The sequence below is a fragment of the Streptomyces luteogriseus genome, assembly GCF_014205055.1.
GTDB classification, from domain to species: domain Bacteria; phylum Actinomycetota; class Actinomycetes; order Streptomycetales; family Streptomycetaceae; genus Streptomyces; species Streptomyces luteogriseus.
In genome coordinates this window covers 984,969-1,000,309 of the sequence record NZ_JACHMS010000001.1, presented here as the reverse complement: position 1 = coordinate 1,000,309, position 15,341 = coordinate 984,969, and the positions used below count along the sequence as shown (strand labels likewise).

Annotated in this window: 16 protein-coding genes and 1 pseudogene; 9 read left to right on the top strand and 8 right to left on the bottom strand. The window is 72.7% G+C overall.

Features of this window, described 5'->3' with window-relative positions; all coding sequences use genetic code 11:
• Positions 1-15 precede the first annotated feature (15 nt).
• From BJ965_RS04580 to BJ965_RS04565, 4 genes are all read right to left on the bottom strand, one after another.
• Entirely contained in the window at positions 16-1,155 is a 1,140-nt protein-coding gene (locus BJ965_RS04580; protein ID WP_184907475.1) for an amidohydrolase family protein, read from the bottom strand.
• Position 1,156: 1 nt separating this feature from the next.
• Positions 1,157-2,560, bottom strand: a complete 1,404-nt coding sequence (locus tag BJ965_RS04575; protein ID WP_184907474.1) for a glutamine synthetase family protein — start codon at positions 2,558-2,560, stop codon at positions 1,157-1,159.
• A 43-nt stretch (positions 2,561-2,603) separates the two neighbouring features.
• Positions 2,604-3,416 (bottom strand): SAM-dependent methyltransferase, encoded by an 813-nt coding sequence (locus BJ965_RS04570; protein ID WP_184907473.1) that lies wholly within the window; start codon positions 3,414-3,416, stop codon positions 2,604-2,606.
• A gap of 152 nt (positions 3,417-3,568) precedes the next feature.
• Positions 3,569-4,387, bottom strand: coding sequence for a hypothetical protein (locus tag BJ965_RS04565; RefSeq protein WP_184907472.1), 819 nt, complete (start codon positions 4,385-4,387; stop codon positions 3,569-3,571).
• Between the two features lie 305 nt (positions 4,388-4,692).
• Here BJ965_RS04565 and BJ965_RS39115 point away from each other — a divergent pair.
• The 8 genes and pseudogenes from BJ965_RS39115 to BJ965_RS04530 all read left to right on the top strand — a co-directional run.
• Positions 4,693-4,884: pseudogene (locus BJ965_RS39115) on the top strand (sensor histidine kinase); the annotation flags it as partial.
• Positions 4,885-5,024: 140 nt separating this feature from the next.
• Positions 5,025-5,687: a helix-turn-helix domain-containing protein gene (locus tag BJ965_RS04560; RefSeq protein WP_184907471.1), complete on the top strand. Its 663-nt coding sequence runs from the start codon at positions 5,025-5,027 to the stop codon at positions 5,685-5,687.
• 68 nt (positions 5,688-5,755) lie between these two features.
• A complete protein-coding gene (locus BJ965_RS04555) occupies positions 5,756-7,081 on the top strand; it encodes a M24 family metallopeptidase (RefSeq protein WP_184907470.1) in 1,326 nt (441 codons plus the stop codon).
• The gene (locus BJ965_RS04550) at positions 7,081-8,058 is read left to right on the top strand and encodes a thiamine pyrophosphate-dependent dehydrogenase E1 component subunit alpha (protein ID WP_184907469.1); all 978 of its coding nucleotides are present in this window, start codon (positions 7,081-7,083) and stop codon (positions 8,056-8,058) included. Before BJ965_RS04555 ends, BJ965_RS04550 begins: the two co-directional genes overlap by 1 nt.
• Positions 8,046-9,026, top strand: coding sequence for an alpha-ketoacid dehydrogenase subunit beta (locus BJ965_RS04545; protein ID WP_184907468.1), 981 nt, complete (start codon positions 8,046-8,048; stop codon positions 9,024-9,026). Before BJ965_RS04550 ends, BJ965_RS04545 begins: the two co-directional genes overlap by 13 nt.
• 41 nt (positions 9,027-9,067) lie before the next feature.
• Positions 9,068-10,429 carry an amidohydrolase family protein gene (locus BJ965_RS04540; protein WP_184907467.1) on the top strand — a complete coding sequence of 454 codons (1,362 nt, stop codon included), beginning with the start codon at positions 9,068-9,070 and terminating at the stop codon, positions 10,427-10,429.
• Positions 10,426-11,307 carry a cupin domain-containing protein gene (locus BJ965_RS04535; protein WP_184907466.1) on the top strand — a complete coding sequence of 294 codons (882 nt, stop codon included), beginning with the start codon at positions 10,426-10,428 and terminating at the stop codon, positions 11,305-11,307. The genes BJ965_RS04540 and BJ965_RS04535 overlap by 4 nt, the downstream gene beginning before the upstream one ends.
• The gene (locus BJ965_RS04530) at positions 11,304-11,993 is read left to right on the top strand and encodes an SDR family oxidoreductase (RefSeq protein WP_184907465.1); all 690 of its coding nucleotides are present in this window, start codon (positions 11,304-11,306) and stop codon (positions 11,991-11,993) included. Before BJ965_RS04535 ends, BJ965_RS04530 begins: the two co-directional genes overlap by 4 nt.
• A gap of 66 nt (positions 11,994-12,059) precedes the next feature.
• On the opposite strand, the gene BJ965_RS04525 is transcribed toward BJ965_RS04530, so the two are convergent.
• Genes BJ965_RS04525 through BJ965_RS04510 form a run of 4 tightly spaced genes read right to left on the bottom strand, consistent with a single transcriptional unit; the run spans position 12,060 to position 13,838 of the window.
• On the bottom strand, positions 12,060-12,707 hold the full coding sequence (locus tag BJ965_RS04525; RefSeq protein WP_184907464.1) for an endonuclease: 648 nt from the start codon (positions 12,705-12,707) through the stop codon (positions 12,060-12,062).
• 3 nt (positions 12,708-12,710) lie between these two features.
• Positions 12,711-13,055, bottom strand: a complete 345-nt coding sequence (locus BJ965_RS04520) for a DUF3140 domain-containing protein (protein WP_184907463.1) — start codon at positions 13,053-13,055, stop codon at positions 12,711-12,713.
• Positions 13,056-13,110: 55 nt separating this feature from the next.
• Complete coding sequence (locus tag BJ965_RS04515; protein WP_184907462.1) at positions 13,111-13,587, bottom strand: Dps family protein; 477 nt, start codon at positions 13,585-13,587, stop codon at positions 13,111-13,113.
• Positions 13,584-13,838 (bottom strand): WhiB family transcriptional regulator, encoded by a 255-nt coding sequence (locus tag BJ965_RS04510; RefSeq protein WP_184907461.1) that lies wholly within the window; start codon positions 13,836-13,838, stop codon positions 13,584-13,586. The genes BJ965_RS04515 and BJ965_RS04510 overlap by 4 nt, the downstream gene beginning before the upstream one ends.
• Before the next feature lie 184 nt (positions 13,839-14,022).
• Here BJ965_RS04510 and BJ965_RS04505 point away from each other — a divergent pair, with 184 nt between their 5' ends.
• Entirely contained in the window at positions 14,023-15,210 is a 1,188-nt protein-coding gene (locus BJ965_RS04505; protein ID WP_184907460.1) for a thiolase family protein, read from the top strand.
• Positions 15,211-15,341: the final 131 nt, after the last annotated feature.

The following is a 15,341-nucleotide window of genomic DNA, read 5'->3' as shown; positions in this document are numbered from 1 at the left end:
CGGCCACACGCCTGTTCAATCGTCCTCCGGCCCGTCGGCCTCCAGCCGGTAGACCCGCAGGGCGTTGTCCCGCCCGGTCCACCGCGCGATCCGCAGCGCGTCCGGCAAGGAGAGCTCGTCGGCGTCCACGCGACCCTGGAGCAGTTCCGCGAGCCCCTGCCGGAAGGCGAGCGCCCCGAGGTGGAAGAACTCGGCCACACCGTACGCGTCCGAGCTGTACAGCAGTTTGCGGAACGGCGTGATCTCCAGGGCCTCCGCGAGGACCCCACCGGCCCGGGCGGGGCCGACATGGTGGAGGGTGAGTCCGACGTCGAGGTACACCCGCTCGAAGACCGCGGCGAGGTAGGCCGCCTGCCGCTGGTAGGGCCAGCAATGCAGGAGCAGGACCGGGATCGTCCCGGCGGTGAGGTGCAGCCAGTCCGTGAGGCGGGCCGGGTCGGCGCGGTGCAGCCGGATGTCGCTGTCGCCGAACCCGGTGTGCAGCTGGAGCGGCAGACCCAGGTCGACGGCGGTCCACAGCAGGTGCCGTACGAGGACCGGGTCGTCCAGACGTCCGCCCCTGGCGAACCAGCGCCGGGCCGCTTCGGTGACCTCCACCTCCGACGGGCGGGCCGGGTCCAGGTCGAAGCCGGTGCGGTAGGCCGCCACCGACTTCACGGCCACCACGCCGGGCCGCCGCACGGCCTCCAGCGCCGCCGTGCGGAAGGTGTCCGCGTACGCGTCCGGTTCGACCCCCGCGGTCTGCACCGACTCCGCGACGCCCTCCAGCCGAACGACCTCGTACGAGGTCCCGCCCGCGGCCTCGGCGATCTCCCGCGGCGTGGTGAGGGGGTCGGGGGCGTAGCCGGTGTCGACGCAGAAGACGTCCGTGCCCGCGGCGCGCAGGAAGCGGCGCTGCACCTCGCGCCGGCCGAGTTCCGAGCGGCGGGCGAGGTACTCCTCGGCGGGCGTGTGCCGGGGCAGGTCGAGCAGGGGAGCGCAGTGGCGGCGCACGGCCACGCCCGCCGGACTGTCGAAGGGCGAGATCCCCGGCCACGCCTCGCCCTCGGTGAGGAGGGACTCGAAGGCGTCCCGGCCGAGGTCGGCAGCGACCGTGCCGTGGCAGTGGTGGTCGACCAGCCGTACGGCGTCGAGCGTCTCGCGGACCGCACCCATGTCAGTACGTCCAGCGGTACGCCGCCGCCACCTGGTCGTCGTCCAGCCCGGCGACACACTCCTGCTCGCCCCGCCGTACGGCGATGACCGCGTCGGCCAGGACCGGGCCCAGCGCCGTCCGCAGGACGTCGTCGTCGCGGAACTCCTCGACGGCCCGCTCCAGGGAGTCCGGCAGCCGTCGCACGCCCCGGGCCTCCGCCTCCGCCTCGCTCAGGTGGGCCGGGTCGCCGGTGGTCTCGTCGGGCAGGGCGGCGGCCGACGTCAGGCCATCCAGCCCGGCGGCGATCAGGGAGCCGATCGCGAGGTAGGGGTTGGCGGCCAGGTCGACGGGTTTGATCTCCAGGTTGGCCGCCCGGTCGCGCAGCCCCGTGGTGCCGGTGACGACCCGCAGCGCGGTCTCCCGGGTCTCGCGGCCCCAGGCGGTGAACACCCCGGCCCACTGGGAGGGCCTGAGCCTCAGATGGCTGGCGGGGCTCGGGGCGGTGACGGCCGTGAGGGCGGGCAGATGGGCGAGGATGCCGGCCGTGAACGACTCGGCCTCGGCCGTCATGCCGTAGCGGCCCTCGCCCCCGGCATGCAGGTTCGCCCCGGCACGCCAGGCGGACAGGTGGACGTGCCCGCCGTTCCCGACACCCCGGCCCACGACGGCCGGGGCGAACGAGACCCGCAGCCCGTGCCGCTGGGCCACCGCGCGGACGGTCTGCCGGACCAGCACACTGCGGTCGGCCGCCGCCACCGGATCGACGGCACCCACCGAGACCTCGAACTGCCCGGCCGCGTACTCGGGATGGACCTGCTCGACGTCGACGCCCTGGGCCGCGCACGCGGACAGCAGGTCGGCGGTGTAGTCCCCGAGCTCGATCTGCCGGGTCGCCCCGTACGCCGGTCCGGTCGTCGCGGGCACGAACGCGTCGCCGGGGGCATCGCCCCGGGCCACGGTCCACTCGATCTCGATGGCGGCCTTGAAGGTGAGGCCGTGCCGCCCGGCGGCCTCGGTGACGATCCGGCGCAGGAACGTGCGGGTGCAGCCGGGGTGCCGCTCCCCGTCCTGGGTGACGCGGTCCACCGGCGCCCAGGCCCAGCCGGGCTGCCCGGCCAGGACGACGAGCCGGTCGAGGTCCGGGTAGAGGCGCAGATCGCCGTCGGGGGAACCGAGGACGTCGGTGGTGACGATCGAGTCGTTCGCCAGGAACGTGTCGAACACCGGTGACATGCCGACGCCCCAGGCCGCAGCGGACGCGAGCCGGGCCGTCGGGACGGTCTTGACCCGGCCGATGCCCGCGGTGTCGACGTAGGCCAGCACGACGCCGTGCACACCCCGCCCGGCGAGTTCGCCGCTCAGCGCGGTGGCCCGCTCCACGTCGCCGGGGCGGCCACCGGGCACGGGATCGGCCAGGGTGGTCATGCGTCCTCCGCGGTTCTCCGGTGTGCGACGACTGGCGGCGCCGTCAGGGTTTCACGGCCACCGCGCCGTACTGCGGTACCAGCACCGCCGATCCGGGCTCGGCGCGCCACTGCCCGCACGACACCATGCCCGGTTCGAGCACCTCGAGGCCCTCGAAGAACGCGGCGATGTCGGCGCCGCCGCGGGCCGTGATCGGGGGAGTGGCGTTCTCGTTCCAGAACTTCATGGCCGGGATCTGGCCCGCGCCGCCGAGCTCGTCGTCGAAGGTCGGGTGCGTGAGGACCAGGAAGCTGCCGGAGGGGACCGCGGCCATCACACGGCGCACGATGTCCCGGGCCTTCTCCACGTCCAGGACGAAGTTGAGGATGCCCAGCATCATCACGGCGACCGGGCGGCTGAAGTCGAGGGTCTCCCCGGCACGTTCCACGATGGCGTCAGGGTCGTGCACATCGGCGTCGATGTACGCGGTGACGCCGTCTTGGGTGCCGGTGAGCAGGGTGCGGGCGTGCACCAGGACGATCGGGTCGTTGTCGACGTAGACGATGCGCGAGTCGGGTGCGAGCCGCTGGGCGATCTCGTGGGTGTTGTCCGCCGTCGGCAGTCCCGTGCCGATGTCGAGGAACTGCCGCACCCCGCGCTCACCGGCGAGGAACGACACGGCCCGGCCGAGGAAGTCCCGGTCCGCGCGGGCGATGTCCCGGATGATCGGGAACATTCCGGCGACGTGCTCGCCGACCTGCTGGTCGACCTCGTAGTTGTCCTTGCCGCCGATCCAGTAGTTCCACACGCGCGCGTTGTGCGCCACACCGGTGTTCAGCCTCGCCGACCCTCCCGAAGGGGTGTGGCCATCACTCACGACTCGTCCTCTCCTCGCACGCACGACCGAGACCGGTCGCCGCCGCCATTGTGCCGCTCCGATGATCACGCTGTCCCGGGAATCGGTGGAGCGGGCACGGCGGTTGGGAAGGGACGGCGAGCAGGAGTGAGCCGCTTGCCGGGCCGGCCGGTCTAGTCGGTGGGGCTCGCGGCGGGCGACTTCCCGGCCAGGATGTCCTTGAGGCGCTGGGTTCCCTGCTGCACCGCCTGCTTCACGGAGTCGTTCTCGTCCCCGTCGAGCCCGCCCGCCGTGACGGTGATCGCGTCGTCGCCGACGCGTACGGCGGCGACGCCCAGGGTCAGCGTGGCGTCGTCGCCGCCGGCCGAGCCCTGCACCGTCACGCGCAGGCCCTGACGGGCGTCGCCCACCTTGGGCAGCGGGACCTCGATGACCTGGACGGTGCGCTTCTCCTTGCCGTCGGTCACGGTGAACTGGTCGCACTTCTCCGGCAGGGTCGCCATCCAGTTGAGCGAGTCCTGCGGGTCGGTCCGGTCGTAGGAGGCGACCTGGTACAGCAGCCGGGAGTCGCCCTCCTCGAAGCCGCGCAGCTCGGACGCGCCCGACGGCCTGCCCAGCAGATCGTCGTCGAACAGCGAGTCCAGGAGGCGCTGGCAGTCGGACGCCTGGGCCTTGGCGGTGAGGAAGTCGGAGACGTCGACCGTGCCGATGAGCAGGCTGTCGTGCCAGTTCTCGGCCTCCGTGTCCTTGACCTGCGTCCAGTCGTCCTCGATGTCCGCCTCGGTGATCAGCGCGGTGCGGGCGCCGTTCGTGGAGAGGGTGGCGGTGGGGGAGGGGGTCTGCCGCACTTCGGCGACCTGGGACGCGGTGACGCCGGAGAGGCGCGAACCGTCCGTGCCGTCGTCGTCCGAGCAGGCGGCGGTGGAGAGCAGCGTGCCTGCCGCCAGGGCGCAGGAGAGGACGGGGACGAGCCGGGTCGGACGACGGGTCATCGGGAGTGCCTCCTGAGAACGTGGCGCGTGCCCTCAGCGCACCACCGCCGTCGACGGGCCACCACCGGCGCCGGACCGTTCGGGTGAGCACCCGCGGGGCCGTTCCGGGCTCAGGCCGTGGGCCGCACGTGCCCGTTCTGCCAGGCCCGGGCCGCGCGGTCCGGGGCGACCAGCCGCACGACGTCCGGTTCCCGCTCCGTCAGCGGATCCTGCAGCGGGGGCGCGGGCGGGCCGCGGGCGGGGGCGCCGACCAGGGCTGGTCTCGGCGGGTGCCGCGGCGGGAAGGTGCTGGGGCAGCCGGACCGCAGACGCAGGTGGCCCGCGTGATGGCGGAGCGGCAGCAGCCGCAGGACCTGGACCCCGTCCTCGCCGGCATCGAGCGCGCCGCGACGGAGGCGCCGGCGTCCATGCGGCGCACCGTCGGCGTCCTGCGCGGCACCGGGCCGGAGGCCGCCGACCGCCGTCCCGTCGGCGAACGGGCCGGCATCACCGCCCTCGCGGCATCCCGCCCGGTGTTCTCGGCGGGGAAGCAGGCCCGCGCGGCTCCTGGCGCAGGGAACTGTTCGACTCCTGGCGTCAGGGCTCGCGTGCGCTGTTCAATGAAACTGCACAGTCTTCCCGAGCTGAGGAGTCGCCCGTGTCACCCGCCGTCGTGCCGCCCGTGGGCGCGCGCATCCGGCAGGCGCGCCTGGAGCGCGGTACGAGCCTGCGCGCGCTGGCCCGGGAGATCGGCGTGTCGGCGAGTCTCGTGTCGCAGATCGAGACCGGCAAGAGCCAGCCGTCCGTCAGCACCCTCTACGCGATCACCACGGCGTTGGGGATCTCCGTGGAGTCCCTCTTCGACGCCCGGGAGAGTGTCGTCGCGAGCCCGCTCGCCGCGTCCCCCGCCACCGTGCGGCACGTCTCCGTCGCCGTGCCGCACGCCCTCGCCGCCTTCGCCGCCGATCCGGGGCGGCGCATCGGGCCCCTGGTCGGCTCCGGTGCACGCGAGACGCTGGAGCTGGACTCGGGGGTCGTGTGGGAGCGTCTCGGGCGGGTGCCGGGTGTGGAGGCCGACTTCCTGCTGGTGACGTACCGGCCGGGCGGCTCCTCCTCCGGCTCCGGCGGTCTGATGCGGCACGCCGGCACCGAGTACGGCTATCTGACCTCCGGCGAGCTGGTCCTCACCCTCGGTTTCGAGGAGTACACGCTGCGGGCGGGCGACTCCGTCTGCTTCGAGTCGACGACTCCCCACCGGTACCGCAACGATGGAGAGGTACCGGCTGTGGGCGTCTGGTTCGTCTCCGGCGATGTCGGGTGACGGCCTTGTTCAGTGACACTTGACACCCACCGCACTCGGGCGTTCACTCCGAAGTGGGGGTGGTCGCCATGGCGATCCGCACATATGGGCCCAACGCCGTCGACTGGGAAGAGCGCATCGACCTGGACCGGCTGCGCGGGCAGCGGCTGGCCCGGCTGCACGAGTCGCTGAACCGCTCCGGGCTCGGCGCGGTGCTCGCCTTCGACTTCGCCAACATCCGCTACATGACCGCCACCCACATCGGCACCTGGGCGATGGACAAGCTGATCCGCTTCGCCCTGCTGGTGCGCGACGGCGAACCGGTCGTCTGGGACTTCGGCTCCGCCGCCCGTCACCACCAGCTGTACAACCCGTGGCTCGACTACAGCGACGGCAAGGGTGGCCCGCCCACCGGCGCCCGGGCCGGCATCTCCACCCTGCGCGGCGCCTTCCACCCGGACGCCGGGATCGCCGAGGACGTGGCCGCCAAGATCGCCACCGAGCTGCGCGACCACGGGCTCGCGGGCGAACCCCTCGGTGTCGACGTCGCCGAGATGCCGGTCCTCGCCGCGCTGCGCGCCGAGGGCATCGACGTCGTCGACGGGCAGCAGGTCTTCCTGGAGGCCCGCCGCATCAAGACCGGCGACGAGATCGCCCTGCTCACCCAGGCCTGCGCCATGGTCGACGCGGCCTACGAGGAGCTGTACGGGTACCTGCGCCCGGGCGTGCGCGAGAACGAGTGCGTCGGCGTGGTCAGCAAGGTGCTGTACGACCTCGGCAGCGAGTACGTGGAGGGCGTCAACGCCATCTCGGGAGAGCGCTGTTCACCGCATCCGCACGTCTACAGCGACCGGTTGGTCCGCCCCGGCGACCCGGCCTTCTTCGACATCCTGCACAGCCACCTCGGCTACCGCACCTGCTACTACCGCACGTTCGCGGTGGGCAGTGCCTCACGGGCGCAGCGGGACGCGTACGTACGCTGCCGGGAGTACATGGACGAGGCGATCGCCCTGGTCCGGCCGGGCGCCACCACCGCCGACATCGTGCGGGTCTGGCCGCGCGCCGAGGAGTTCGGCTTCGCCGACGAGACCGCCGCCTTCGCCCTGCAGTACGGCCACGGCGTCGGCCTGTCGATCTGGGAGAAGCCGATCTTCAGCCGCCTGGTCTCCCTCGACCACCCCGAAGTCCTGGAAGAGGGCATGGTGTTCGCCCTGGAGACGTACTGGCCGGCCGCCGACGGCTGGTCCGCCGCCCGGATCGAGGAGGAACTCGTCGTCACCGCCGACGGCTGCGAGGTCATCACCAAGTTCCCCGCCGAGGAACTGCTGGTGGCCGGGCGCAAGTACTGGACGGTGGGCGGCGAGCTGAACACCCGCCGCGAAGCGCAGTCCCATCTCAACACCGGGGACCGCTGATGGACGCCGGCGCGCTCCTCGACCGGTACGAGCGGATGGACGTCATCCGCCGGACGGAGAAGGCCGCCCACGACCTGTTCCTCCAGGGTCTCGTGAAAGGCACCACGCATCTGGCCGCCGGGCAGGAGGCGATCGCCGTGGGGGCGAGCGCCGCCCTGCGCCCGGACGACTATGTGTTCGCCACCTACCGGGGCCACCATCACGCCCTCGCCCGGGGCGCCACCCCTGAGGAGTGCCTCGCCGAGCTGATGAGCCGGGCGACCGGGCTGTGCGGGGCCAAGGGCGGCTCCATGCACCTGACCAAGGCGGCCACCGGCATGCTCGGTTCGTACGCCATCGTCGGCTCCCATCTGCCGATGGCGGTGGGCGCGGCGTGGTCGGCCCGGCTGCGCGGCACCGAGCAGCTCGTGGTCGCCTTCTTCGGCGACGGTGCGACCAACATCGGCGCCTTCCACGAGTCCCTCAACCTGGCCGCCGTGTGGAGGCTGCCGGTGCTGTTCGTGTGCGAGAACAACCTGTACATGGAGTACACGCCGATCGCCGACGTCACGGCCGTGCCCCGCCCCGCAGCCGACCGGGCCCCCGCCCACGGCATCCCGGGCGAGGTCGTCGACGGCAACGACGTCGTGGCGGTCGAGGAGGCGGTGGGACGGCTCGCGCGGCGGGCTCGGGCCGGAGAAGGGCCCGCCGTGCTGGAGGCCGAGACCTATCGCCACTTCGGGCACAGCCGCGCCGACCCGGCGGCCTACCGCCCGGCCGAGGAGGTCGAACGCTGGCTGAAGCACGACCCGCTGGACCTCGCGCGGGGGCACCTGGCCGAGCTGGGGGTCGGCGCGGAGACGGTCGCGGAGGCCGACGAGCGGGCCCGGGCCGTCGTGGAGCGGGCCGTGGAGGCGGCGAAGGCGGCGCCGCCACCCGATCCGCGCGAGGCACTGACCGACGTGTGGGCCGACGGAGGTGCCGCATGGCGGACGTGATCACCTACCGGGACGCGGTCGCCGAGGGCATCGCCCGGGAGATGCGGCGGGACGCGTCGGTGGTGTGCCTCGGGGAGGACATCGCCGCGGCCGGCGGGGTGTTCAAGACGACCACGGGGCTGCTGAAGGAGTTCGGACCTGAGCGGGTGTGGGACACGCCCATCTCCGAACAGGCCATCGTGGGGGCGGCGATGGGCGCCGCCATGACGGGGATGCGGCCCGTCGCGGAGATCATGTTCTCCGACTTCCTGGCCTGCTGCTGGGACTACCTCGCCAACGAGATCCCCAAGGTCCGCTACATGACCGGCGGCCAGGTGACCGTGCCCCTGGTCGTGCGCACCGCCAACGGCGGCGGACTCGGCTTCGGTGCCCAGCACTCCCAGGCCACCGAGAACTGGGCGCTGACCGTCCCCGGGCTGAAGATCGCGGCGCCGGCCACACCCGCCGACGTCATCGGCATGCTGGCCGCGGCGATCCGCAGCGACGACCCGGTGGTCTTCTTCGAACACAAGGGGCTGTTCGCGACCAAGGGCCCCCCGCCTCCGCCCGGTCACGTCGTCGAGCTGGGCCGGGCCGCCGTCGTCCGCGAGGGTGACGACATCACACTCGTCGCGCTCGCCTCGATGGTTCCCCTGGCCCTGAAGGCCGCCGACGTCCTGGCCGGGGAAGGCATCGAGGCCGAAGTCGTCGACCTGCGCTGCCTGGTCCCGCTGGACGCCGCGACCGTCCTGGCCTCGCTGCGCAAGACCTCCCGGCTCGTCACCGTCGAGGAGAACCCGTACCAGGGCGGCTGGGGCGCCACCGTCGTCTCGGTCGTCGCCGACGAGGGATTCGGCCTGCTCGACGCGCCCGTACGGCGGGTGGCGGGGGAGTGCGTCCCGCTGCCGTTCGCCGACACGCTGGAGCAGCAGGTCATCCCGACCGTCGACAAGGTCGTCACGGAGGTCCGCAGGCTCGCCGCGTACTGAGCCGCACATCCGCCACCGAACACCCCATGGGAGGAAGCGCGATGACCACAAGGACACTGCTGCGCTCCGGTCACGTGATCTCGATGGACCCGGACATCGGGGACCTGCCCCAGGGGGACGTCCTCGTCGAGGACGGAAGGATCACGGCCGTCGAGCCCGAGATCAGCGCCGACGCCGAAGTCCTCGACATGAGCGGACACATCGTGATCCCCGGCTTCGTCGACACCCACCGCCACACCTGGGAGGCACCCATCCGGGGCGTCGCCCCCGACGCCACCCTCGACGACTACTTCGTCGACATCCTCGACACCTTCGCACCCCTGTACACCCCGCAGGACGTGTACGCGGGCAACCTCGCGGGCGCGCTGGAGTGCCTCAACGCCGGCATCACCACGCTCGTCGACTGGTCGCACATCAACAACACCCCCGAGCACCCGGACGCGGCGATCCAGGGCCTGGCGGAGTCCGGCATCCGGGCGCAGTACGCGTACGGCAGCGCCAACACCTCCCTCGCGGAGTACTGGTTCGAGAGCAGGATCGCCATCCCGGCGGACGACGTACGGCGGATCCGGTCGACGCACTTCGCGTCCGACGACGGCCTGCTGACCATGGGCCTCGCCACCCGAGGCCCCGGTTTCTGCGTCGACGAGGTCGTCGCGGCCGAGTGGGCCATGGCGCGCGAGCTGGGCCTCCCGATCACCGTGCACGTGGCCATGGGACGGCTGGCCGGCCGCTTCGGCATGGTGAAGCAGCTCCACGACCTGGGGCTGCTCGGCCCGGACACCACCTACGTCCACAGCTGCCACCTCAGCGGGGAGGAGTGGCGGATGGTCGCCGACAGCGGCGGCACGGTGTCGGTCGCGCCGCAGGTGGAGCTCCAGATGGGGCACGGCTGGCCGCCCGTGATGCAGGCCATCGAGTACGGCCTGCGGCCCGCGCTCAGCATCGACGTCGTCACCACCGTGCCCGGCGACATGTTCACCCAGATCCGGGCGGCCTTCGGCGCCGAACGCGCCCGCGTCAACGCCGACTGCTGGCAGTCCAACATGCCGGTCCCCAGCACCATGCTGACAGCGCGTCAGATGCTGGAGATCGCCACCCTGAACGGCGCCCATGTCGCCGGTCTCGAGGACCGTACGGGCTCCCTGACCCCCGGCAAGCGCGCCGACATCGTCGCGGTCGACGCCACCGCCCCCAACGTCGCCCCGGTGCACGACGCGGTGGCCGCGGTGACGCTGTGCGCCGACGTCTCCAACGTGGACACCGTCCTCGTCGACGGCGTGATCCACAAACGCGACGGCCGGCTCCTCGGCGACACGGCGCGCGCCCTGCGGCTCGTCGGCGAGGCCCGCGACCGGCTCCTCGCGGCGAAGGAGGCCAAGGGGGCGAAGGCACCGGCATGACGAACCACCTGGTGCGCCACGCCACCGACCTGCCCGAGCCGCCGTACGACGGCCACGGCCACCGGCGCAGGACGCTGGTCGGCGAGGACGACGGCAGCGTCCACACCGGCTTCGGCCTGTGCGAACTGCGGCCCGACGGCCGGGTGCCCGCCCATGTGCACTCCTACGAGGAGGCCGTCTTCGTCCTCGACGGGGCCGTGATCCTCGACCTGCCGGACGGGTCGTACCTGCTGGAGAAGGGCGATTACGGCCTGCTGCCGACCGGCGTCCCGCACGCCTGGCGCGGGGCCGGGAGCACCGGCGGACGCTGGGCGGACATGCTGGCCCCCGTGCCGCGGGCCCGCTACGGACACGACACCCAGGCCGTGCCGGACCTGCCCGCGCGCGAGCCGGCCCGGGTCGACGTCCGCGACCCGCGCACCCGTGCCTTCGGCCACTTCGAGCCGGCCCAGATGGACCCGGGCAAGCAGTCACAGGAGCTGCTGGCGGCCACGGCGAGCATGCGGACCGCGCTGCTGGTATACAGCGGGATCACGGTGAAGATGATGATCGACGGCGACCTGGGCGCGGTCGCCTCGACGATGTTCATGGTGCAGTACGCGTCCGACGGGATCATCGGCACCCACGACCACCCCTTCGAGGAGACGTATCTGATCCTGGAGGGCGTCGCGGAGGCCACCCTCGACGGCGAGCGGTACCGCCTGGAGCCCGGCGATGCGGCATGGGCGGGCACCGGATGCGTACACGGATTCGTCAACGCGGGGCAGGGGCCCCTGCGCTGGCTGGAGACGCAGGCGCCGCAGCCGCCGTCGCGGCACTCGTACCGGTTCACGCGGGACTGGGACTACCTGCGCGCGGCACTGGAGGAGAAGTCATGAGCAGTGTGCTCGTCGTCGGCGGAACGTCCGGGATCGGGCTCGAATTCGCCCGCACATGTGCCGAGCGCGGGGACGACGTGGTGCTCACCAGCCGCGACGCCCAGCGCGCCGACGTGGTTGCGAAGGAGGTGGGCGCGCGCGGACTCGCCGTCGACCTGGAAAGGCCGCTGGAGATCGCGGCGGCCCTGGCCGGCATGGGACGTGTCGACCACCTGGTCATCGCGGGCGTCTCGCGTGACGACAACAAGGTCACCGAGTACGACATCGACGCCGCCCTGCGGCTGGTCACCCTCAAACTCGTCGGCTACACGGAGGTCGTCCACACGCTGCGCGGCCGGCTGCACGACGACAGCGCCATCGTGCTCTTCGGCGGCCAGGCCAAGGAACGCCCCTACCCGGGCGCGACGACGGTGGCGACGGTCAACGCGGGGGTGCGCGGCCTGATGAACTCCCTCGCCGTGGAGCTCGCTCCCGTCCGGGTCAACGCCGTGCATCCCGGTGTCGTGGGCGACAGCCCGTACTGGCAGGCCAAGCCGGAGAAGGTCCTCACCACGCTGCGCACCGAGACACCCACGGGGCGGCTCGCCGGGATGGCCGACGTGGTGGACGCGGTGGACTTCCTGTTGCGGAACCGGTCGGTGAACGCGGTCGAACTGGCGGTGGACGGGGGCTGGTTGCTCGGCTGAGCGCCGGTTGCCCGGGGGAAGGCCGGCTGTTCGGGTGAGGCCCGGCTGCTCGGGTGCCGGGGCCGCTCACCCGGCGCGGCCGAGCGTGTCCCGCACGACCTCCTTGTCCACCGCCGCCCGTACCAGCGCGGCGGCGAGAACGGCCGGGTCGGTGTCCCCGGCCAGTTCGGTGAGGCGCTCGGGGTCCTTCGGCAGATCCAGCCGCTCGGCGCCCTGGAGGGCCTTGGCGTCCAGAAAGGGGGCCGTCTCCGGCCAGACGCCCTGCGCCTCGCGCAGGAAGATGCCGGCACCGGCCGGGCCCATGCCGGGGAACTCCTGGAGCAGGCGGCGCAGTTCGGGTACCTCGCCGTCGGCCTCCCGGCGCAGCCGCCGCAGGTCGCCGCCCCACCGGTCGTTCAGCAGCTCGGCGGCTTCCCCGAGCTGGGTCGCCGTCCGTTCGTCATAGCGCCGGTAGCCGCCGCGGCCCAGCGCGTCGACCCGCTCCTGCCACGAGGCGCGCACCATGCGCCGCGGATCGCGCAGCCCCGCCTCGTGCAGGGCACGGGCGGTGGCCAGCGCGATCGAACCGCGGATGCGGGCACTGAGCAGATGGGACAGCACCAGCAGCCGGTACAGCGGCTGCGGGGTGTCCTTCAGCGTGATGCCCGCCTCCGCGGCGTAGGTCCGGCCGTGCGCGCCGACGAGTTCCCGTACGACGCGCTCCTGGTGGCCCACGGGTCACCCCTTCAGCGGATCGTGCCCGACCGTCATCAGCCGGTGCCGACGGCGGGTGTCCTCCGCCGTGACCTCGGGCTCGGGTTCGTTCTCCAGGTCCACCTGGTCGGTGACCGTCTCCACGACCTTCCGCATCACGCGCAGGTCGTCCTCGGTCAGGTCGGTGCGCCGTTTCTGGAGGATCGCCAGGACGTGCTGCCCGGTCTCGGATCCGGCCTGGTCCGGCAGCGGCTCGGTGGTCTCGTCGGCGTCGCGGACCCGCAGCCAGGCCGCGAGTTCCTGCGAGGTCATGTTCACCACGCGGTGGAAGTCCTCCCACAGCGCGTCGAGTTCGAGGGCGTCGGTCATCGCCTGCCCCTTTCCGTACGTACGTCGGATGATCTGCGCCTCCCCCCCCCGCGGATCAGCGGGGGAAGTTCTCGGCGTCGAACATCCACCGCTGCTTCTCCAGCTCAGCGGTGATGGCGATCAGCAGGTCTTGGGTGACCGGGTCGGCCTTCTCGGTCGCGTCGATGCGCTCGCGCAGCCGGCCCACCGCTTCCTGCAGCGCCTCCACCATCACCTGCACGGCGTCCGAGTCGCGCACCCAGCCCTCCGCGGGGGCGGGCAGCGTGAAGGCCTTGGCGATGGTCTCCGGGCGGCCGTCCGGCGGGACGCCGAGCGCCGCGGACCGCTCCGCGACCGTGTCGGCGAAGTCCCGCGTCGCCGTGACCACCTCGTCCAGCTGGAGGTGAATGGACCGGAACCGCGGTCCGACGACGTTCCAGTGCGCCTGCTTCCCGACCAGCGAGAGCCCGAGCAGTTCCACCAAGGTGTCCTGGAGTGCCTCGCAGGCGACCTTCCGGGCGTCGTCGGGCAGTGTGCTCCTCACAGTCGTCATAGGGCGCTTCTCCTTCTCGCGTCGTTCCTCGTCCGGAGCAGTGCGTCGCGCTCCTCCTCGCCGGTGCCGCCCCACACGCCCGAGGCCCGACCGCTGTCCAGCGCGAAGCTCAGGCACGGGTCGGTCACCGGGCAGCGCGCGCAGACCCGCTTCGCGGCGCTCGCGTCACGCAGGGCGGGGCCGGCGGTGCCGACGGGAAAGAACAACTCGGGGTCCTCGTCCACGCAGGCGGCGCTCCGCAACCACTCCATGAACGCGCGGGTGCCCCGGGCGTCCTGGTGCAAACGCGACGCATGGGGGTCGTCCGGCCTGCGATATGCCACCTGGGGAGGGCAAGGAGGCGCAGAATCTTCACAGGCGGCGGGGTGAGGGTCTATAGTCCGAAACTAGCAGTGCTAATTAATGCGCGTTGTCGCGCGGCGTGAGGAGCCTCTCGTGCGTCCCGTCCACTTCGCGGCCGCCCGCCGCACCCCCATCGGCAAGCTGCGGGGATCCCTGTCCTCGGTACGGCCCGACGACCTCGCGGCGACCGTCGTCCGCGCCCTGGTCACCGGCGTGCCCGAGCTGGACCCAGCCCGGATCGACGACGTCTACTGGGGGGCCGCCAACCAGGCCGGCGAGGACAACCGCAACGTGGCCCGCATGGCCGCGCTGCTCGCCGGCCTCCCCGACTCCGTGCCCGGCGCCACCGTCAACCGCCTCTGCGCCTCGGGCCTGGAGGCCGTGACCACGGCCGCCCGCACCATCGCCGCCGGCGAGGCAGACATCGTGATCGCGGGCGGCTCCGAGTCGATGAGCCGCGCCCCCTTCGTGCTGCCCCGCCCCGACGAGGCCCTGCCGCACCGCATGGAGACCGCCGACACCCGCCTCGGCTGGCGCCTGGTCAACCCCGCGATGCGCGAGCTGCACGGACTGCTGGCCATGGGCGAGACCGCCGAGGAGGTCGCCGCGCGGTACGGCATCCCGCGTGAACGTCAGGACGACTTCGCCCTGCGCAGCCACCAGCGCGCCGCCCTGGCCCGCAAGAACGGCCACTTCGACGACGAACTCCTCCCCGTGGAGCGTCCCGACGGCGTGGTCGTCGACACCGACGAGTGCGTCCGCGAGGACACCTCGGTCGAGAAGCTGTCCCGGCTCAAGCCGGTCTTCCGTGACGGCGGCACGGTCACCGCGGGCAACGCCTCGCCGATGAACGACGGCGCCGCCGGCCTCCTCCTCGTCAGCGAGGAGGCCCTGAACGACCTGGGCCTGGAGTCCCTGGGCCGCTATGTCGCGGGCGCCTCCGCCGGTGTCCACCCCGACGTCATGGGCATCGGCCCCGTCCCCGCCACCCGCAAGGTGCTGACCCGCGCCGGCTGGAGCGTCGGAGACCTGGAGGAGGCCGAGTTCAACGAGGCCTTCGCCGCCCAGGCCCTGGCCTGCGTGGACCAGCTCGGCATCGACCCCGACCTGGTCAACCCCAGCGGCGGCGCCATCGCGCTCGGCCACCCCCTGGGCTGCTCCGGCGCCCGCATCCTGACGACGCTGCTCCACCGGATGCGGCGAACGGGGGCGGGCCGGGGTCTCGCCACGATGTGCGTCGGGGTGGGACAGGGGAGCGCGGTCCTCGTCGAACGGCCCTAGCGGCAGGCGAACGCTCGCTGCGGCAGTCGTCGACGCCCCGCGGGCGGGCGGGCCGGAGTCGCACGCCCCTCGCGGCACAGGCCGCGCCCATCAGGCGAGACAGCGCTTACGGGCACCTGTTCGTTGCACAT

Bases quoted from the DNA above. Each gene is read 5' to 3' on its own strand.
- BJ965_RS04545 (WP_184907468.1), top strand. From the start codon at position 8,046: ATGGCGGACGTGATCACCTACCGGGACGCGGTCGCCGAGGGCATCGCC.
- BJ965_RS04530 (WP_184907465.1), top strand. From the start codon at position 11,304: ATGAGCAGTGTGCTCGTCGTCGGCGGAACGTCCGGGATCGGGCTCGAA.
- BJ965_RS04540 (WP_184907467.1), top strand. From the start codon at position 9,068: ATGACCACAAGGACACTGCTGCGCTCCGGTCACGTGATCTCGATGGAC.
- BJ965_RS04565 (WP_184907472.1), bottom strand. From the start codon at position 4,387: ATGACCCGTCGTCCGACCCGGCTCGTCCCCGTCCTCTCCTGCGCCCTG.
- BJ965_RS04550 (WP_184907469.1), top strand. From the start codon at position 7,081: ATGGACGCCGGCGCGCTCCTCGACCGGTACGAGCGGATGGACGTCATC.
- BJ965_RS04520 (WP_184907463.1), bottom strand. From the start codon at position 13,055: ATGACCGACGCCCTCGAACTCGACGCGCTGTGGGAGGACTTCCACCGC.
- BJ965_RS04515 (WP_184907462.1), bottom strand. From the start codon at position 13,587: ATGACGACTGTGAGGAGCACACTGCCCGACGACGCCCGGAAGGTCGCC.
- BJ965_RS04580 (WP_184907475.1), bottom strand. From the start codon at position 1,155: ATGGGTGCGGTCCGCGAGACGCTCGACGCCGTACGGCTGGTCGACCAC.
- BJ965_RS04535 (WP_184907466.1), top strand. From the start codon at position 10,426: ATGACGAACCACCTGGTGCGCCACGCCACCGACCTGCCCGAGCCGCCG.
- BJ965_RS04510 (WP_184907461.1), bottom strand. From the start codon at position 13,838: ATGGAGTGGTTGCGGAGCGCCGCCTGCGTGGACGAGGACCCCGAGTTG.
- BJ965_RS04575 (WP_184907474.1), bottom strand. From the start codon at position 2,560: ATGACCACCCTGGCCGATCCCGTGCCCGGTGGCCGCCCCGGCGACGTG.
- BJ965_RS04555 (WP_184907470.1), top strand. From the start codon at position 5,756: ATGGCGATCCGCACATATGGGCCCAACGCCGTCGACTGGGAAGAGCGC.